Origin of the sequence: Streptomyces sp. TRM49041, from assembly GCF_008271805.1 — a bacterium.
Classification (GTDB): domain Bacteria; phylum Actinomycetota; class Actinomycetes; order Streptomycetales; family Streptomycetaceae; genus Streptomyces.
The window spans coordinates 1-17,047 of the sequence record NZ_VSRY01000133.1; the positions used below are offsets into that span (position 1 = coordinate 1).

18 protein-coding genes, 1 pseudogene and 1 riboswitch are annotated in these 17,047 nt (G+C 73.9%); of the genes and pseudogenes, 14 read left to right on the forward strand and 5 right to left on the reverse strand.

What is annotated here, in order from left to right; all coding sequences use genetic code 11:
* From FVS66_RS16230 to FVS66_RS16280, 11 genes and pseudogenes are all read left to right on the forward strand, one after another.
* Positions 1–299 (forward strand): PTS fructose transporter subunit IIA (locus FVS66_RS16230; RefSeq protein WP_149181897.1); only part of this gene is annotated, 299 nt, incomplete at its 5' end.
* A 5-nt stretch (positions 300–304) separates the two neighbouring features.
* Positions 305–540, forward strand: a riboswitch (cobalamin riboswitch).
* Positions 541–568: 28 nt separating this feature from the next.
* The gene (locus tag FVS66_RS16235; protein WP_149181898.1) at positions 569–1,258 is read left to right on the forward strand and encodes an energy-coupling factor ABC transporter permease; all 690 of its coding nucleotides are present in this window, start codon (positions 569–571) and stop codon (positions 1,256–1,258) included.
* The gene (locus tag FVS66_RS16240; RefSeq protein WP_149181899.1) at positions 1,255–1,653 is read left to right on the forward strand and encodes an energy-coupling factor ABC transporter substrate-binding protein; all 399 of its coding nucleotides are present in this window, start codon (positions 1,255–1,257) and stop codon (positions 1,651–1,653) included. The genes FVS66_RS16235 and FVS66_RS16240 overlap by 4 nt, the downstream gene beginning before the upstream one ends.
* A gap of 5 nt (positions 1,654–1,658) precedes the next feature.
* Positions 1,659–2,405: a cobalt ECF transporter T component CbiQ gene (gene cbiQ, locus FVS66_RS16245; protein ID WP_149181900.1), complete on the forward strand. Its 747-nt coding sequence runs from the start codon at positions 1,659–1,661 to the stop codon at positions 2,403–2,405.
* Positions 2,405–3,268 (forward strand): energy-coupling factor ABC transporter ATP-binding protein, encoded by an 864-nt coding sequence (locus tag FVS66_RS16250; protein WP_149181901.1) that lies wholly within the window; start codon positions 2,405–2,407, stop codon positions 3,266–3,268. The genes cbiQ and FVS66_RS16250 overlap by 1 nt, the downstream gene beginning before the upstream one ends.
* A 160-nt stretch (positions 3,269–3,428) precedes the next feature.
* Positions 3,429–4,244 carry a hypothetical protein gene (locus FVS66_RS16255; RefSeq protein ID WP_149181902.1) on the forward strand — a complete coding sequence of 272 codons (816 nt, stop codon included), beginning with the start codon at positions 3,429–3,431 and terminating at the stop codon, positions 4,242–4,244.
* A 139-nt stretch (positions 4,245–4,383) separates the two neighbouring features.
* The gene (locus FVS66_RS16260) at positions 4,384–6,417 is read left to right on the forward strand and encodes an NADPH-dependent 2,4-dienoyl-CoA reductase (protein ID WP_149181903.1); all 2,034 of its coding nucleotides are present in this window, start codon (positions 4,384–4,386) and stop codon (positions 6,415–6,417) included.
* Between the two features lie 130 nt (positions 6,418–6,547).
* Positions 6,548–7,087, forward strand: a complete 540-nt coding sequence (locus tag FVS66_RS16265; protein WP_149181904.1) for a PadR family transcriptional regulator — start codon at positions 6,548–6,550, stop codon at positions 7,085–7,087.
* Positions 7,088–7,216: 129 nt separating this feature from the next.
* Positions 7,217–7,387: a 50S ribosomal protein L32 gene (gene rpmF, locus FVS66_RS16270; protein ID WP_149181905.1), complete on the forward strand. Its 171-nt coding sequence runs from the start codon at positions 7,217–7,219 to the stop codon at positions 7,385–7,387.
* 14 nt (positions 7,388–7,401) lie between these two features.
* A pseudogene (locus FVS66_RS16275) lies at positions 7,402–7,618 on the forward strand (GTP-binding protein); the annotation flags it as partial.
* 101 nt (positions 7,619–7,719) lie between these two features.
* Positions 7,720–9,135: an FAD-dependent monooxygenase gene (locus tag FVS66_RS16280; protein ID WP_149181906.1), complete on the forward strand. Its 1,416-nt coding sequence runs from the start codon at positions 7,720–7,722 to the stop codon at positions 9,133–9,135.
* A 46-nt stretch (positions 9,136–9,181) separates the two neighbouring features.
* Here FVS66_RS16280 and FVS66_RS16285 read toward each other — a convergent pair whose 3' ends face one another.
* On the reverse strand, positions 9,182–10,000 hold the full coding sequence (locus FVS66_RS16285) for a protein phosphatase 2C domain-containing protein (RefSeq protein WP_149181907.1): 819 nt from the start codon (positions 9,998–10,000) through the stop codon (positions 9,182–9,184).
* A 452-nt stretch (positions 10,001–10,452) separates the two neighbouring features.
* Positions 10,453–11,661 (reverse strand): zinc-dependent alcohol dehydrogenase, encoded by a 1,209-nt coding sequence (locus tag FVS66_RS16290; RefSeq protein ID WP_149181908.1) that lies wholly within the window; start codon positions 11,659–11,661, stop codon positions 10,453–10,455.
* A 200-nt stretch (positions 11,662–11,861) separates the two neighbouring features.
* On the opposite strand from FVS66_RS16290, the gene FVS66_RS16295 reads away from it, so the two are divergent.
* Complete coding sequence (locus FVS66_RS16295; RefSeq protein ID WP_149181909.1) at positions 11,862–12,605, forward strand: GntR family transcriptional regulator; 744 nt, start codon at positions 11,862–11,864, stop codon at positions 12,603–12,605.
* Positions 12,606–12,684: 79 nt separating this feature from the next.
* On the opposite strand, the gene FVS66_RS16300 is transcribed toward FVS66_RS16295, so the two are convergent.
* Positions 12,685–13,530 (reverse strand): uracil-DNA glycosylase, encoded by an 846-nt coding sequence (locus tag FVS66_RS16300; protein ID WP_149181910.1) that lies wholly within the window; start codon positions 13,528–13,530, stop codon positions 12,685–12,687.
* 51 nt (positions 13,531–13,581) lie between these two features.
* Here FVS66_RS16300 and FVS66_RS16305 point away from each other — a divergent pair, with 51 nt between their 5' ends.
* Both FVS66_RS16305 and FVS66_RS16310 read left to right on the forward strand, forming a co-directional pair.
* Entirely contained in the window at positions 13,582–14,061 is a 480-nt protein-coding gene (locus FVS66_RS16305) for an NUDIX domain-containing protein (RefSeq protein WP_149181911.1), read from the forward strand.
* A 57-nt stretch (positions 14,062–14,118) separates the two neighbouring features.
* Positions 14,119–14,355, forward strand: coding sequence for a hypothetical protein (locus FVS66_RS16310; RefSeq protein ID WP_149181912.1), 237 nt, complete (start codon positions 14,119–14,121; stop codon positions 14,353–14,355).
* Positions 14,356–14,411: 56 nt separating this feature from the next.
* Here the strand turns inward: FVS66_RS16310 and FVS66_RS16315 are convergent, their stop codons facing one another.
* On the reverse strand, positions 14,412–14,828 hold the full coding sequence (locus FVS66_RS16315) for a cold shock domain-containing protein (RefSeq protein WP_149181913.1): 417 nt from the start codon (positions 14,826–14,828) through the stop codon (positions 14,412–14,414).
* An 87-nt stretch (positions 14,829–14,915) separates the two neighbouring features.
* Positions 14,916–16,898: an NAD(P)-binding protein gene (locus tag FVS66_RS16320; RefSeq protein ID WP_149181972.1), complete on the reverse strand. Its 1,983-nt coding sequence runs from the start codon at positions 16,896–16,898 to the stop codon at positions 14,916–14,918.
* Positions 16,899–17,047: the final 149 nt, after the last annotated feature.

A 17,047-nucleotide genomic window follows, 5' to 3' on the forward strand; every position in this document is an offset into this window, starting at 1 on the left:
TCGCCGCGGCGGGCGGCGCGCCCGACGGCGGGCTCGGCACCAGCGCCGAACTCATCGCCCAGGCGGCGCAGGACGTGGACGGGGGCTCGGGGGTCGCGGTGCTCGTGGATCTGGGCAGCGCCGTCCTCACCGTGAAGGCGCTGCTGGCGGAGGGCGACGAACTGCCCGCCGGGACACGGCTGGTGGACGCGCCTTTCGTGGAGGGCGCGGTGGCCGCCGTGGTCACGGCGGCGGCGGGCGGCGACCTGGACGCGGTGGAGGCGGCGGCATCGGAGGCGTACCACTATCGCAAACAGTAAGCAGGTGCGGTTGTGATGTAGCTGGTCAACGCACTAGTGTCGCAGGGCCTTGGTGTACGGGAAACCGGTGTGGAACCGGTGCGGCCCTCGCCACTGTGATCGGGAAGTCCGGCTCCGTCCCCCCGGCACCGTCTGGGGAAGCCACTGGACCGCTGTTGGGGCACCACGGCGTCCGGGAAGGCTGGAGTCGAGGCGGTACGACCCGTCAGCCAGGAGACCGGCCGGGGCGCGTTGTCCATCCACGAGGTGCTGGAGAGGGTCTCCCCCACATGCATATAGCCGAGGGGTTCCTGCCCCGGGAGCACGCGGTCGCCTGGACGGTGGCGGCCGCGCCGTTCGTCGTCCACGGCGTCCGGGCGCTGACCCGGGAGGTCAGGGCGAATCCCGAGTCCACGCTGCTGCTCGGTGCGGCCGGGGCGTTCACATTCGTCCTGTCGGCGCTGAAGATCCCGTCGGTGACGGGCAGCTGTTCGCATCCGACCGGTACGGGTCTGGGCGCCGTCCTGTTCCGGCCGCCGATCATGGCGGTGCTCGGCACGATCACGCTGCTGTTCCAGGCGCTGCTGCTGGCGCACGGCGGGCTCACGACGCTCGGCGCGAACGCCTTCTCGATGGCGATCGTCGGCCCGTGGGCCGGGTACGGGATCTACCGGCTGCTGCGCCGGTTCGATGTGCCGCTGATGGTGGCGGTGTTCTTCGGCGCGTTCGTCGCCGACCTGTCCACCTACTGCGTGACGAGTGTGCAGCTGGCGCTGGCGTTCCCCGACCCGGGCAGCGGTTTCCTGGGGGCGCTGGGCAAGTTCGGCGGCATCTTCGCGGTGACGCAGATCCCGCTGGCCGTCAGCGAAGGGCTGCTGACCGTGCTGGTGATGAGGCTGCTGAGCCAGTCCAGCAAGGGTGAGCTGGTCCGCCTCGGTGTACTGGGGACGGACACCGAGAAGGAGGCGCGGGTCCGATGAGCCGCAACACGAGGATCAACCTGCTGCTTCTGCTGGTCGTGGCCGCTCTGGCCGTACTTCCGCTGGCTCTGGGCCTGGGCGACGGCAAGGAGGAGCCGTTCACCGGGGCCGACGCCCAGGCCGAGACGGCCATCGCGGAGAACGCCCCCCAGTACGAGCCGTGGTTCAGCCCCCTGTACGAGCCGCCGTCCGGCGAGATCGAGTCGGCGTTGTTCTCCCTGCAGGCCGCGATCGGCGCCGGTGTCCTGGCGTACTACTTCGGTCTGCGCCGGGGGCGCAGGCAGGGCGAGGAGCGGGCGCGTGCGGCGGCCGCGGCGCCGGAGGCGGGGGGCGCGAACGACGGGGGCGACGCCGCCGACATGACGTCCGGGGTACGTCCGGCGGGCGGGGAGTAGCGCGGGTGCTGCCCATCGATGTGGCGGCGCACGGCAGTCGCTGGCGCCGCCGCCATCCGTGCGAGAAGGCCGTGCTGGGCCTGGGCCTGACGGTGTGCGCGGTGGCGCTGCCGCCTTGGCCGGGTGCGCTGCTGGTGGCGGTGTCCGCCGTCGCGGTGATGCTCGGTCCGGCCGGGGTGGCGCCCCGGCAGCTGTGGCGGGCGTGGCGGATCCCGCTGGGGTTCTGTGTGACGGGGGCCGTGCCGCTGCTGTTCCAGGTGGGCGGGCCCGGCGGGTTCGTGGCGCTGGCGCCGGAGGGGCCCGCGCAGGCGGGTCAGTTGCTGCTGCGGACCTCGGCGGCGTCGCTCGGGGTGCTGCTGTTCGCGTTCACGACGCCGGTGTCGGACGTGCTGCCCCGGCTGGTGCGGGCGGGCGTGCCCGCGCCTGTGGTGGACGTGGCGCTGGTGATGTACCGGATCAGCTTCCTGCTGCTGGACGCGGTGGCGCGCATCCGGCAGGCGCAGGCGGCCCGGCTGGGCCTGACGAGCCGGGCCGCCGCGTGGCGGTCGGTGGCGGGCCTGGGCGCGACGGCGTTCGTACGGGCCTTCGACCGGGCGGCGCGGCTGCAGAACGGTCTCGCGGGGCGCGGCTACGACGGGACGCTCCGGGTGCTGGTACCGGCGGCGCCGGTGGACCGGCGGTTCCTCGCCGCTACGGCGGCGCTGCTGACGGCGGTGGTCGCCCTCACCCTTGTACTCGAAAGGCTGATGTGATGACGGGATCCGCCGTGGTGGAGCTGGTCGGCGCCGGGTTCGCCTACGAGGACGGGCCCGCCGTGCTGAGCGGGGTCGACTTCGCCGTGCCGGAGGGGCGCTCGCTGGCGGTGCTGGGCCGTAACGGCAGCGGCAAGACGACGCTGCTGCGGCTGCTGAGCGGCGGACTGCGGTGTGCGAGCGGGCGGCTGAGGGTGGCCGGTGAGGACGTGCCGTACGACCGGAAGGGCCTGACGCGGCTGCGGACGACGGTGCAGCTGGTGGTGCAGGACCCGGACGACCAGCTGTTCGCGGCGTCGGTCGGGCAGGACGTGTCGTTCGGGCCGATGAATCTGGGGCTGCCGGACGGCGAGGTGCGGGCCCGGGTGCGGGCGGCCCTGGAGGCGCTGGACATCGTGGCGCTGGAGGACCGGCCGACGCATCTGCTGTCGTACGGACAGCGGAAGCGGGCGGCCATCGCGGGGGCCGTGGCGATGCGGCCGCGGGTGCTGATCCTGGACGAGCCGACGGCCGGCCTCGACCCGCACGGGCAGGAGCGGCTCCTGGAGGCGCTGGACGGGTTGCGCGGGTCGGGGACGACGGTGGTGATGGCCACGCACGACGTGGACCTGGCGCTGCGTTGGGCGGACGACGCGGCCGTGCTCACCCCCGGCGGGCTGCGCACGGGGCCGGTCGATGCGCTGCTCGCGGACGCGGAGCTGCTGGACGCGGCGCGGCTGCGGCGGCCGTGGGCGATCTCGGTCGCGCGGCTGCTGCGGGCGCGGGGGCTGCTGGACGGCTCGGCGCCCGGGCCGCGGACGGCGGAGGAGCTGGACGCCTGGACGGCCGCGGTATCGGCGGTGGGGCCGGTGCGGGAGAGCTGACGGTCCCACAGAGGGCGTGTGGGACGCCGTTCTTGCCCGTACGCCCCGGTGGTCGCGATCCGGTCGACGCCCGGGGCGGACGGACCGGCCCGTCACGATAGTGATCACGCCGTGACCTGGGCGTGTTCAGGCCGTCTGAACTGATCACTAGGGTTCTGTCGTGCAGAAGAACGACAAGATACCCGCTGGCCCCGACGAGGATTTCGATCGCGGCGCCGCGTTCCATGAGCCCGCCGCCCCCAAGCGGAAGCGGGTGTGGCCCCGGAACGCCGCACTGGCCCTCTCGGCGGCGGCCGTGACGTTCCTGGCGCTGAAGCTCACCGCCGCGCCGTCCGACGGCGACACCGCCTCGCCCGCCACCGCGGCGTCCGCCTCGACGGCTGCTTCTGCGGCTCCGGCCTCGGCCTCGGCTGCGGACACGTCCCCGGACACGCCCCCGGTGCCGGCCTCCCCGGCAGCGGGCGACCGCCCGGTGATTCCCCTGGACGAGGCGTTCCCGGCAGAGGTTCCGGACGGCTCCGGAGGCGTCTTCACCAAGGTGGGCGCGGCCGTGCTGGACTCCTGCACGGAGCAGGGTGCGGTCGGCCCCCGCCTCGCCGCCCTCATCGCGGAGAGCAAGGGCTGCGTGGGCGAGCAGATCGCGCTCTACAAGGACGCGCAGAACAACCAGTTCAATGTGGCCGTCTTCACGATGAAGGACCCGGTGGACACGTTCAGGCTGGTGACCAGTCTGTCGATGGCCTTCGACGACTACCAGGTGGCCGCCCAGGCGCCGCCGCCCGCCTCCGGCCTGCCGGTCCTGCCGTCCGACAGCGGACTGGTTCAGTCCTTCACGGGGCACGGCCGTGTGATGGTGGTCGGCCTGGGCCAGTGGTCCGACGGCCGCGCGGAGAACTACCAGCAGCTGGTGGACCGCCTGAAGCCCCTGCTGGACGAAGTCTCCCAGAGCGTCGGTCGCCACGAAACGGCGAACTGACCACTGCCCGGGACCGCGCCGGCCTCCAGTCGGCGTCGCGTAGCGCAGCTCACACCGGGCAGGTTATGCAACTTGTTGCACAAGGCTTGGGGGTCGTCTAGAACTGGGGACGACACCCCGTGCGCGAGGAGGCGCCCCCATGACCCCGTCCGCTGCCCCGTCCCCGTACCCTCATCTGCTGAGCCCGCTGGACCTCGGCTTCACGACCCTGCCCAACCGGGTGCTGATGGGCTCCATGCACGTGGGCCTGGAGGAGGCCGAGAACGGCTTCGAGCGGATGGCCGCCTTCTACGCGGCCCGCGCGCGCGGCGGGGCGGGGCTCATCGTGACCGGCGGCATCGCCCCCAACGAGGCGGGACGGCCGTACGACGGCGGGGCCAAGCTGACCACCGAGGAGGAGGCTGCGAAGCACCGCACCGTGACGGACGCGGTGCACGCGGCCGGCGGGCGGATCGCGATGCAGATCCTGCACTTCGGCCGGTACGCGTACCATCCGCAGCTGGTCGCGCCGAGCGCACTCCAGGCGCCGATCAGCCCGTTCGTGCCGAACGCCCTCACCGACGCCGAGGTCGAGCAGACGATCGAGGACTACGTGCGGGCGGCGGAGCTGGCGAAGTCCGCCGGGTACGACGGCGTCGAGATCATGGGCTCCGAGGGCTACCTGATCAACGAGTTCATCGCCGCCGCGACCAACCACCGGGACGACCGGTGGGGCGGGTCGTACGAGAACCGGACGCGCTTCCCGCTGGAGATCGTCCGCCGGACCCGGGAGCGGGTGGGCGAGGACTTCATCCTGATCTACCGGCTCTCGATGCTGGACCTGGTGCCGGGCGGCTCGTCGCTCGACGAGGTCGTCGCGCTGGCGAAGGAGGTCGAGGCGGCCGGGGCGACGATCATCAACACCGGCATCGGCTGGCACGAGGCCCGTATCCCCACCATTGCCACCTCGGTGCCGCGCGCCGCGTACACATGGGTGACGAAGCGGCTGATGGGCGCGGTGTCCGTACCGCTGGTCACCAGCAACCGGATCAACACCCCCGAGGTCGGCGAGCGGGTTCTCGCGGACGGCCGCGCCGACATGGTTTCCATGGCCCGGCCCTTCCTCGCCGACCCCGACTTCGTCGCGAAGGCGGCGGAGGGGCGCCCGGAGACCATCAACACCTGCATCGGCTGCAACCAGGCCTGCCTCGACCACACCTTCAGCGGGAAGATCACGTCCTGTCTGGTCAACCCGCGCGCCTGCCACGAGACCGAGCTGGTCCTGTCCCCCACCCGGCTGCGCAAGCGCGTCGCGGTCGTCGGCGCCGGTCCGGCCGGGCTCGCCTGCGCGGTGTCGGCGGCCGAACGCGGCCACGACGTCACGCTGTTCGACGCGGCCGGGGAGATCGGCGGCCAGCTGAACGTGGCCAAGCGGGTGCCCGGCAAGGAGGAGTTCGGCGAGACGCTCCGCTACTTCCGTACACAGCTGGAGCTGCGCGGCGTGGACGTGCGGCTGAATTCGTACGTCACGGCGGAGCTGCTGGGCGACTACGACGAGGTGGTCGTCGCCACCGGGGTCACCCCGCGCACGCCGGTCATCGAGGGCGTCGACCACCCGAGCGTGGTGGGCTACCTGGACGTGCTGCGGCACGGGGCTCCGGTGGGCGAGCGCGTCGCGATCCTGGGCGCGGGCGGCATCGGCTTCGACGTCGCCGAGTACCTCACGGACGGCGGCGAGGGCGCGAGCCTGGACGCGGAGACGTACTTCCGCCAGTGGGGCGTCGACATGTCGTACGGCGAGCGGGGCGGTCTGCGCGCGCCCGAGCGGCCTCGGCCGCCCCGGCAGGTGACCCTGCTGCAGCGCAAGACCTCGAAGGTCGGCGCGGGGCTGGGCAAGACCACCGGCTGGATCCACCGCACCGAACTGAAGCACCGGGGCGTGTCGATGGTCGCCGGGGCGTCGTACGAGCGGATCGACGACGAGGGCCTGCACATCACCGTCGACGGCGAGGCACGCACGGTACCGGTCGACACGGTCGTACTGTGCACGGGCCAGGAGCCGCGCCGCGACCTGTACGAGGAGCTGACGGCTGCCGGGGTGACGGCACATCTGATCGGCGGCGCCGACGTGGCCGCGGAGCTGGACGCCAAGCGGGCCATCGACCAGGGCACGCGACTCGCCTCGACGCTCTGAGGCCCCGGCCCCGGCCCCGGCGGCGCCGACGTGGCCGCAGGCGGACCCGCTTCAGCGTGGAGTACGTCTGCGGCCGCCGTCGCGGCTCGGGCGGGCAGGCGGTCGGTCGGTCGGCTCCTAGGATGCGGGCATGTCTCTCCCCCACGCGATCCTCACCGCTCTGCTGGAGAAGCCGTCCTCGGGGCTCGAACTGACCCGCCGGTTCGACCGGTCGATCGGCTACTTCTGGTCGGCGACACACCAGCAGATCTACCGCGAGCTGGGGAAGCTGGAGAAGGCCGGGCTCATCCGTGCCCTGCCCGCGCAGGCGCCGGCGCGCGGGCAGAAGAAGGAGTACGAGGTGCTGCCGGCGGGCCGCGCCGAGCTGGCCGACTGGACGGGGCGCGTCGAGGACCCGAAGCCCGTCCGCAGCGCGCTGCTGCTGCGGCTGCGGGCGGCGGCGGTGGTCGGCACGGAGGGGCTGGCCGACGAGCTGCGCCGCCACCTGGAACTCCACCAGGCCCAGTTGGACGACTACCTGGGCATGGAGAAGCGGCAGTTCCCCCCGGAGCGGGACACGGAGGCGGACCGGTTGCGGCATCTGGTGCTGCGGGGCGGCATCGAACTGGAGCGGTTCTGGGTGGCATGGCTGACGGAGGCGCTGGAGGGCTTGGAAGGGCTGGGGGACTGAAGGAACCGAAGGGGCTGGAGGAGAAGAGCGGCTGGAGGGGCTTCCCGACGGGGGCGAATTTGTTAATGGGAATCATTTCCATGTAGCGTTGCGTCATCTTGTCGTCCCCCGATGGAGGTCTCGTCAGTCATGGCCGTGCCCAAGCGGAAGATGTCCCGCTCCAACACCCGCCACCGCCGCGCCCAGTGGAAGGCGGACACCCCGCAGCTGGTGCCGGTCACGGTCGACGGGACCGTGTACCAGGTCCCGCAGCGCCTCGTGAAGGCGTACGAGCGCGGCCTGATCCAGCCGGAGGGCTGAGCTGGACGACGGGCCTGCCGCTCGCCGCCCTGCCGGTCACGGTCCTGTCCGGCTTCCTGGGCGCCGGCAGACGACACTCCTCAACCACGTCCTCTCCAACCGGGACGGCCTGCGCGTCGCCGTCATCGTCAACGGCACCTGGGCGACCTGGCGCGGCTGGACACCATGGTGACGGTGGTCGACGCGGTGAACTTCCTGCCGGAGCCGGAGCGCGGCGACGGCCTCGACGAAGCCGTCCACCACATCGAGCACCTCCGGCTCGGCGCCCGCGATCTGCCCCAACGAACCATGGATACTGGGCGGTCGTAGAACCTTGACGCGAAGGGGCGGACATGGCCGACCAGTTGGGCAGCGGGCCGGGGGCCGGGCGCGGGACACGGCACGCGGTGGTGATCGGCGGCAGTATCGCCGGGCTGCTCGCGGCGAGAGCGCTCGCCGAGCACGCCGAGCAGGTCACCGTCGTCGAGCGTGACCGTTTCCCCGAGGAGGCAGAGCCGCGGGCGGGCGTCCCGCAGGGGCGGCATCTGCACGTACTGCTGGAGGCCGGCCAGCGGGCGGTGGACCAGCTGCTGCCGGGTGTTGTCGACGAGCTGCGGGCCTGCGGCGCCCGGCGTGTGGGAATGCCCGAGGACGTCGTGCAGTGGCAGGCGGGCGCCTGGTACCGGCGGACGGCCGCGACGGCGTACCTCCTGACCGGGTCCCGGCCGCTGGTGGAGCAGGTGATCCGGCACCGTGTGCTGGCCGACCGGCGGATCCGGGCCGTTCCGGGCACGGAGGCGGTGGGGCTGGCCGGGGACGCGACCCGGGTGAGCGGCGTGCTGGTGCGCGAGCGCGGCGCCGGCCGGGTGGAGGAGCCGCGGCTGATCGCCGCCGACCTGGTCGTGGACGCGTCGGGGCGCGGGTCGCGGGCGCCCCAGTGGCTGGCCGCGCTCGGCGCCGAGCCGCCGCGCGAGGAGACCCTGGACACGGGCCTCGCGTACGCGACCCGGGTGTACCGGAACGAGCGCCACGGCGACGACACCGACGGGCTCGGCTACTACATCGTCCCCAACCCGGGGCAGACGTACGGCGGGGTGGCGCTGCCCATCGAGGGCGGCCGGTTCCTCGTCACCCTGTCGGGCCTGCGGGGCGACGAACCTCCCACGGACGAGGCGGCCTTCGAGGAGTACGCGGGGAGGCTGCCCGACCCGGTGCTGCGGAACTGGCTGGCGAAGGCCGAGCCCGTGTCGGCCGTGCACGGTTTCCGCTCCACGGCGAACGTACGCCGACGCTACGACCGTCGTGGGCGCCGCCCGGCCGGCTTCCTCGTCACGGGCGACGCGCTGTGCACGTTCAACCCGATCTACGGTCAGGGCATGGCCGTCGCCGCGATGACCGCGGTGGTGCTGCGCGACGCCCTGGCGGACCGGCGGCGCACGCCTACGACGCTGCGCGTGCAGCGGGCGCTGTTCCGGGCGTCCCGCCAGGCGTGGGACATCTCGGCGGGCGCGGACAAGAAGATGCCCGGCGCGATCGGTGACGCGGCACGCGTCACCGCCGCCGACCGCCCCGCCGACTGGTATCTGTCCCGCGTCCAGGAACGGGCGAACGGCGACCCGGCCGTAGGCGCCGCGTTCCGCTCGGTCCTCTCCCTGATGGAGCCGGTGACAGCCCTGTTCGCCCCACCCGTGGCCCGCGCGGTGCTGTTCGGCCCCGCCCGGGAGGCACCGAAGCGGCCGCCCATGTGGCGCGAGTCGGACGACAGCTGAGGACGGGCAGAAAGGCGCGGGCGCGGGGGCGCTCTCCGGCAGGTCATCAGCGGCCGGAAGTCTCCGGCCTGATGGGGATCAGGAGTGCGGTGATGTTGTCCTGACCGCCGGCGGTGAGGGCGTGGCCGACGAGGGTGCGGGCGTCGTCGAGGAGACCGGTGTCGGGCAGGGGGCGGCGTAGGGCGGCGCGCAGGGTCGCCGGGTCCGGGAGGTGGCGCCAGAGCCCGTCGGTGCACAGGAGGAGTCGGCCGGGGACCGAGGGGCGGTAGCTACGGATGCCGGGCGTCGGGGTGTCCGCGTCGGCGCCCAGCCAGGCGGTGAGGGCGTCATGGGCGCCCGTGTCGTCCTCGGTCAGAGCCATGCCGGGGCCCTCGTCGGGCAGCCAGTAAGCGCGGCTGTCGCCGGTCCAGGCGGCCCAGAGGCCGCCGGGGCCGGTGACGCCGGCGACGTAGGTGCAGGCCGGGGCCGTGCCGTGCGGGGTGGCCAGGGCGGTGACCGCGCGGGCCGCGTGGAGCGTGGCATCGGTGAGGGCCGTCTCGGGCAGGACGCCCGCCCGGAGGCGGGCGGCGCAGGCTGCCGCTCCCGTCTCGGCCGCCAGCCGGGCGGCACGCTCCGCGCGGGGTGCCATGGACACGCCGTCGCAGACCACGCCGATCGTCCAGGGGCCGTCCACGGTCAGGGCCAGGGCGTCCGCGTTGATCTCCCGGCGGGCGCCGCGGTCGCTGACGCCCGCGGCGCCGCAGTCGGCCGCTGTCTCGACATGGGCGCGGAATCCCGGCTGCGCCGTGCCGCAGTCCCAGCAGAATCCGTCGGGGGCGACCGTTCCGCCGCAGGCGGCACAGGTCGGGTTCTCCGTCGTCGTCATGGGTCTCTTCATCGGTGTCGATCTTGTCAGGCCGCCGGTACGACGGCGGGCGACGGTCTTTCTCGCTGATGACGAGCGTGGCGACGATCCTCCCGGTCGGCGGCGCCGCCCGCGCGAGCCGCAGCACCTCCACCTCACGCGGGGTGAGCCCGCCCGGCCGGTGCGGACCCCGCGCCCGGCGGGACGGCCGGTCCCCGCGCGCGTGCTGCGGGGCGACCCTGAGGTGCTCGAAGATCACGCGGGGCCGCACGTCTGCCCCTGGCCGGGCCTGGTGAGGAGCACCAGGTCGGGGTCGCCAACCGGTCGGCGATCCGCGCCGCCTCGGCGAACGCGGCGCGGGCGGCCTCGAAGTCGCGGGCCCCCATCGCCTGGAGGCCGCGCGGGGGTCGACGGCCGCCGCATGCTCCTCGGCCCGGGACGACCGGTCCTCAGTCCACCGTAGGGGCGGTGGGTCACGGGTGCAGGACCACCTTGCTGACGCCGTCCTCCTTGCGCTGGAACATGCGGTAGGCGTGCGGGGCGTCGGCGAGCGGAAGGTGGTGGGTGGCGAAGGTGTCCACGCCGAGGGGGTCGTCGTCGGTGAGGAGCGGCAGGATGTCGTCGGTCCAGCGGCGCACGTTGGCCTGGCCCATGCGGAGCTGTATCTGCTTGTCGAAGAGGGTCATCATGGGCAGCGGGTCGGCGGCGCCGCCATAGACGCCGCTGAGCGAGATGGTGCCGCCGCGCCGTACGAGGTCGATGGCGAGATGGAGGGCCGCGAGCCGGTCGGTGCCGGCCTTCTGGTGGAGGCGGGCGGCCCAGGCCCGGGGCAGCAGCCCGGCGGCCTGCTGCTGGGCGTGGGCGATCGGGCTGCCGTGGGCCTCGGTGCCGACGGCGTCGATGACCGCGTCGGGGCCGCGGCCGCCGGTGCTCTCTCGGACGGCGGCGACCAGGTCGTCCAGGCTGTCGTACGCGGTGAGGTCGAGGATCTCCACGCCGCGCGCGCGGGCGCGGCCGAGGCGTTCGGGTACGAGGTCGATGCCGATGACCTGTTCCACGCCCTGATGGAGGGCTGTACGGCAGCTCATCTCGCCGATCGGGCCGAGTCCGAGGACGGCGAGGGAGCCGCCCCCGGAGGAGCCGTCGCCGGGCGGGACGTCGGCGTACCGGACGGCCTGCCAGGCGGTCGGCAGGACATCGGAGAGGTAGAGGTAGCGGTCGTCGGGCGGGCCCTCGGGCACCTTCAGGGGGCCGAACTGCGCCTGCGGAACGCGCAGGAACTCTGCCTGGGCGCCGGGGACGGAGCCGTAGAGGCGGGAGTAGCCGAACAGGGCGGCGCCGGTGCCCTCCTCCGTCACCTGGGTGGTCTCGCACTGGGTGGGCAGGCCGCGGACGCACATCCAGCAGCGGCCGCAGGCGATCTGGAAGGGCACGACGACGCGGTCGCCCGCCTTGAGGTCCGGTACGTCGGGGCCGGTCTCCTCGACGATGCCGATGGGTTCGTGGCCGAGGATGTCGCCGGGGTTCATGAAGGGGCCCAGCACCTCGTACAGGTGGAGGTCGGATCCGCACAGGCCCGTGGACGTGATGCGGACGACCGCGTCCGTGGGCTGCTCGATGCGCGGGTCTGGGACGGTGTCCACGCGGACGTCCCGCTTTCCGTGCCAGGTGACGGCCCTCATCGCGGCGGTCTCCTCTCCTCGCGGCGTGGCCGCGGGCCGGGTACCCGGCCCGCGGCGCGGCGAATCCGTTTCGGCCAGAGTCCGGGCAGAGTGGTGGGGAATGTCTGACTCCTCTTCCAAATAGGTTTAGACCAATGATAGGGATGTGCTCACCGGCACGGCTCAATTGGCTACGCTGAGCGAAATTTGAGGGTTGAAACATGGCTGAGCCCCACGCCTCCGCGGCGCTTCCGCTCTATCTCCAGGTCGCGGCGGCGCTCCGCGACGATCTCATCCACCGGCGGATAGCGTCGGGCACCCGACTGCCGTCCGAGCGGTCCCTGGTGGACCGCTTCCAGGTCAACCGGCAGACCGTGCGCAGCGCTCTGCGTCTGCTGCGCGACGAGCGGCTCGTGGTCACCGAGCGGCGCGGCACCTTCGCCGCCGCGGCGAACGTGGCGGCGGGCGGGCCGGGGCCCGTGCTGGCGCCGGGGCTGCTGGAGTTCCCGGGCGGTACGGGCGGTACGGACCGGGGAGTGACTGAGGCGGCGCTCTGCTGGGAGGCGGCGCCGCCGGAGACGGCCGAGCGGCTGGGGCTGCTGCCCGGCGAGCCGTCGCTCGTCCACCGGCACCGGGTGCTGGACGCCGACGGCACGGTCGGGCAGCGGGCAGTCTCCCGGTTCTCCCGGTACGCGCTGGCCGAGGTGCCCGAACTCGCCCGCTACCGGCGGCCGGAGGCCCGGCTCGGGCGCCGCCCGGACCTGCGGCTGCTGTACCACTGGATGCACCGGGCCGGGCTGCGGCTCACGCGCCGCGAGTGCATCGGGGTGCGCCTCCCCGACGCGGCGGGCGCGTGCTTGACGGTCCACCGGGAGGTGCAGGACCAGCACGGCCATGTGCTGGAGGTGACCGACATCCGGTTCGCGCCCCGGTCGGCGCCGCTCACCTACGAGTTCACGGGTTAGGAGGAGTCCGGGAGAGAGCGTCGACCGCCCGGCAGGCACCCCGGACGCCGCCGGGCAGGCGGGACTTCGCGGACAGAACCTAGTAGGTACGGATGCCGGCCGCGTGCGCGGCGTCCCGGAGGACGTCGGTCACCATGTCGGGGGTGAGCAGTCCGGTGAACGTGTTGCGCTGGCTGACGTGGTAGCAGCCGAACAGTTCCAGGCCCGGTCCGCCGTCCGAGCGCGCGAGCGTGACGCGGGCGCCGTGCGCGAAGACGGGCCGGGGGCGGGGCACCGTCCAGCCGGCGGCGGCGACCGTCGGCAGGACCGCCCGCCAGCCGAACGCGCCGAGTACGACGAGGGCGCGGACGGTGGGCCGCAGCAGGTCCAGCTCCCGGGTGAGCCAGGGGCGGCAGGTGTCCCGCTCCTCGGGCGAGGGGCGGTTGGCGGGCGGCGCGCAGTGGACCGGGGCGGTGACCCGTACGCCGTACAGGCGCAGCCCGTCGTCCCGGGCGGTCGCCTCGGCCTGGCTGGCGAGGCCCAGGCGGTGCAGCGCGGCGTACAGGACGTCGCCGGAACGGTCGCCCGTGAACATGCGCCCCGTGCGGTTTCCGCCGTGCGCCGCAGGGGCGAGGCCGACCACGAGCAGCGCCGCGTCGTCCGGCCCGAACCCGGGCACGGGGCGGGCCCAGTACTCCCATCCGACGTAGGCGCGACGCCCCTCCCGGCCGACCCGCTCCCGCCACTCGACGAGCCGCGGGCAGGCCCGGCACTCCGCCACGCGCGCGTCGAGGTCACCCAGGGAGCCGACGTGCGGCGCGTTGCGCGCGGGAAAGGCGGGGTGGCCGGGGTTGTGCGGGTCGTGGGGGCTGTCGACGTCGTGGGGGGTGCCTGGATCGTGGGGAGCGCCGGGCTCGTGGGGGCTGTCGGGGTGGTCCTGTCCCATACCGGACGACGGTAGCGCGGCGCGGCGGGGCCGGGCGGGCAGACTGGCGGCATGGTGGTGAAGCGCAGCGCGGGGCTGCTGGTGTTCCGGACGTCCGGCGGGTCGCCGGAGGTGCTGCTGGCGCACATGGGCGGGCCCTACTGGGCGGCGCGCGACGAGGGCGCGTGGTCCGTGCCGAAGGGCGAGTACGCGGACGACGAGACGGCGGAGGCCGCCGCCCGCCGCGAGTTCACGGAGGAGCTGGGGCTGCCCGCGCCGGACGGCCCGTACGTGCCGCTCGGGGAGATCCGGCAGGCGGGCGGCAAGGCCGTGACCGTCTGGGCGGTCGAGGGCGACCTGGACCCGGCGCTGATGGTGCCCGGCACGTTCACCATGGAGTGGCCGCGCGGATCGGGGATGACGCGTACGTTCCCGGAGGTCGACCGGGTCGCCTGGTGCACGCCCCAGGAGGCCGCCGAGCTGCTGGTGGCCGGTCAGCGAGTGTTCGTGGAGCGGCTCTTGGAACACCTGCGCGGAGGCGGCGCTGGGTGAGTGTCAGTGGTGTGCGGGAGAGTGGGGTGACCGATCCGTCGACGCAGGGAGCGAGACATGACCACCACGCTCACGGTGCAGGAGCGCGCCGCCGCACAGGCGTACCTCCGGCTGCTGGAGACCGCGCAGGCGGTCCTCACCGACCCGGGGCTCGCCCCCATGGCGGGGGTGTATTTGTCGTCGCCCATGGCGGAGGCGGACGAGGCGCTGCGGCGCGCGGGGCTCACGGGGAACGAGGCGCGTCTCCTGCGCCTCGTCTCCTCCGTACGCGGCGGCGAGCCCGGCCTCGCGTAGCGGGCTCGCCCCGCGGGGCGAGCCCGCTACGCGAGGCCCCTTCTGCCGTCCCGGGGTCAGCCCTCCACCCAGCCGTGGTGGCGGGAGAGGTCCAGGATGCGGGTGCGGACCCGCTTCAACTGGGCCGCGGTGAGGGTGCCGTCCGCCTCGATGAGTGCTTCCGTCAGTTCCGTCCGGAACTCCGCCGTGGTGAGGACGTCGAGGGTGTCGTCGTCGAGGTCTTCCGGCCCGGCCTCCCGGGACGGGGCGGGAACACGGCGGGCGGGTCGGTCCACGAGGCGGATCTCCGATGCCTTGGGGCCCTTGTCGCCCATCTCCAGGTAGAACTCGACCTCACACCCCGCCTGGTAGAGGTACTTGTCGTCCACCAGGTCGTTCGCGTGCATAAAGACGTCCTCGCCGCCCTCCCGGGGCACGATGAAGCCGTACCCCCGGACCTCGTCGAACCGCAGGATCTTCCCCACCATCAACACAGCCGTTCCTCCACACCTCTGCCACTCCGTGCCGGCCGCCGCTGCCGCGGCCGGGGACACCCTAGTGACCTGCCGTGCCGCGGCTGTTCACGGGGTCGGCCCCTGCGCCCGGCGGCCGAGCAGTTCGGCGAGGCCGCGCCGGGTGGCGGCCACCACGACGCGGTCCTCCGGGCGGAGCACATAGCCGGGGTGGAGGTCCCACACCAGGCCGGTGGGCCGGTCCGCGTCCTCGGGGCGGACGGCGGCCAGGTCGGGGCGCCGGTCGGCCGGCGCCGTGGGGTCCAGGGCGATCACCCGCCAGGCCCCCGGGCGGAACACCTCGCCGACGGTACGGCCCTCGAGCTCCGGGTGGCCCGCGACGACGAGCGCGGCGAAGAGCAGGACGCGGCGCTCGACCGGGATGGCACCCAGGATCTGACGGCCCATCATCGCCCCGGCGAAGGCGGGGGCCGCCAGGTGGGACACGCTGCGGCTGCGGGTGAGCGCCTCGGGGTGCGCGGCGCGCAGGGTGCGGTACACGGCGGTCGCGATGTCGTCGTCGTACAGCCGCAGTGCCACGCGCAGGTCGGGCTTGACGGAGCGGGCGTACAGCACCGCCTCCAGGTTGGTGATGTCGAGGCTGGTCAGGGCCAGCAGGGAGCGCGCCTTGTGGACGCGGGCGGTCTCCAGGACGCCCTCCTCGGTGACGTCGCCGAGGACCACGGGGACGCGCAGGCGCCGCGCCGTCGCGATGCCCCGGGCCTCCGGGTCGGACTCCACGCACACCACCGGGATGTCCAGTTCGCGGAGCCGGGACAGCACGCGTGTGCCGACCTTGCCCAGCCCCAGCAGCACCACATGGCCCGACAGGCCGCGCGGTGGACGGCGCAGGGACGTGGCCGTGCGGAAGGTGCCCAGTGCCTCCAGGAGGGCCGCGACCAGCATGGGCAGCAGGAGCAGTCCGGCGAAGCCGGAAAGGATCTGGAGCACCTGGCGCTCGACGGGGTCGTCCAGGGCGGGGTCGCCGATGGCGAAGATGTCCAGCAGCGTGAGGTACGCGGCGTGGAGAGGGTGGTCGTTCGTGGTGAGCCAGGACGCCACGGCGATGGCGGCGACCACGCCGACGACGCCGGCGAGCGACCAGCGCAGCCGGGGGGAGAACAGCGACGCGAGGGGCACGGAGCCCCCGCCCAGCCGCTGGGTCGGAAGTGTCGGGCCCGCGTAGGTGATGGCTTCCAGGGCGACGGTGCCGCGCCCGGTCGCCTCGGCGACGGCGCGGTCGTCGGGGAGCAGTTGGGGTCCCTGGTCGCCGCTGTTGTCCGAGCCCTCGCTGCCGGCCGGGTCGTTGGCGGTGGAGGAGAGCAGGGCAAGGGTGCACAGGCCGGGGTCGGCGACCTCGCCACTGCCCGGAGGGGTGCGTTCCACGGCGCGCAGCAGCAGCCCGTCCGCGTGCACGATCTTGCTGGTGCCGGCGACGGCGGTGGCGGCGAGCGCGGGGGCCGCGGTGTCGGCGTCGGACAGGACGGTGGTGGAGGCGTCCAGGACCTCCGGGTCGATGCCCGGCGTGGCCACGGCGGCGGCCTGGTCGAGAAGCTCCTCGAGGTGCTGGCCGAGCTTCCGGTTGTACATGCGGATGACCAGGCGCAGGCGCGGGTTGAGGCGGCGCGCGAGCAGCGCGGTGCGGATGTTGGTCTCGTCGTCCTCGTGGACGAGGGCGAGGGCGGCGGCGTTCTCGACACCCGCGTCGACGAGGGCCGTCTCGTCCACCTCGGCGACCTCGGCGATCTGTACGGGGTGCCGGGCGACCCGGCCGCCGGACGTGTCGTACGGCGAGAGCCGGCCCGTGTGGGCCCCTCCGCCGCTCCGCCCTCCGGGCCCGGTGCGGCCGTCCGCGCCGCCGCCGGAGGGGCGGCTCATGGCGGCGGACATCCGGCCGAACAAGGCGAAGGCGCCCCGGCCCGTACGGCTGTCGGTGCGTTGCGGGGTGGTGTCGCGGCGGCCGGGTACGACAAGGGTGACGCGCTCCAGGTACACGTCGTTCAGCTCGTGCGCGAGGCGGTGCGCGAGCGCGTCGTCGCCGCAGACGACCATATGTCCTGCGCCGTGGGCGTGTTGGGGTTGCTGAGGAATCGGAAACACGCCCCAAGCATGCCGTTGTCCTGCCGGGACGTGTCCACGGGGGCGGCCGGCCCCCGCCGGGGCGGCCGCCCCCGATCCGGCGGCGCCCCGGGAGACGGGGC

Excerpts from the sequence above, each read along its gene's own strand:
- FVS66_RS16235 (WP_149181898.1), top strand. The coding sequence starts at position 569 with ATGCATATAGCCGAGGGGTTCCTGCCCCGGGAGCACGCGGTCGCCTGG.
- FVS66_RS16240 (WP_149181899.1), top strand. The coding sequence starts at position 1,255 with ATGAGCCGCAACACGAGGATCAACCTGCTGCTTCTGCTGGTCGTGGCC.
- FVS66_RS16250 (WP_149181901.1), top strand. The coding sequence starts at position 2,405 with ATGACGGGATCCGCCGTGGTGGAGCTGGTCGGCGCCGGGTTCGCCTAC.
- FVS66_RS16260 (WP_149181903.1), top strand. The coding sequence starts at position 4,384 with ATGACCCCGTCCGCTGCCCCGTCCCCGTACCCTCATCTGCTGAGCCCG.
- FVS66_RS16265 (WP_149181904.1), top strand. The coding sequence starts at position 6,548 with ATGTCTCTCCCCCACGCGATCCTCACCGCTCTGCTGGAGAAGCCGTCC.
- rpmF (WP_149181905.1), top strand. The coding sequence starts at position 7,217 with ATGGCCGTGCCCAAGCGGAAGATGTCCCGCTCCAACACCCGCCACCGC.
- FVS66_RS16280 (WP_149181906.1), top strand. The coding sequence starts at position 7,720 with ATGGCCGACCAGTTGGGCAGCGGGCCGGGGGCCGGGCGCGGGACACGG.
- FVS66_RS16285 (WP_149181907.1), bottom strand. The coding sequence starts at position 10,000 with ATGACGACGACGGAGAACCCGACCTGTGCCGCCTGCGGCGGAACGGTC.
- FVS66_RS16290 (WP_149181908.1), bottom strand. The coding sequence starts at position 11,661 with ATGAGGGCCGTCACCTGGCACGGAAAGCGGGACGTCCGCGTGGACACC.
- FVS66_RS16295 (WP_149181909.1), top strand. The coding sequence starts at position 11,862 with ATGGCTGAGCCCCACGCCTCCGCGGCGCTTCCGCTCTATCTCCAGGTC.
- FVS66_RS16300 (WP_149181910.1), bottom strand. The coding sequence starts at position 13,530 with ATGGGACAGGACCACCCCGACAGCCCCCACGAGCCCGGCGCTCCCCAC.
- FVS66_RS16305 (WP_149181911.1), top strand. The coding sequence starts at position 13,582 with ATGGTGGTGAAGCGCAGCGCGGGGCTGCTGGTGTTCCGGACGTCCGGC.
- FVS66_RS16310 (WP_149181912.1), top strand. The coding sequence starts at position 14,119 with ATGACCACCACGCTCACGGTGCAGGAGCGCGCCGCCGCACAGGCGTAC.
- FVS66_RS16320 (WP_149181972.1), bottom strand. The coding sequence starts at position 16,898 with ATGGTCGTCTGCGGCGACGACGCGCTCGCGCACCGCCTCGCGCACGAG.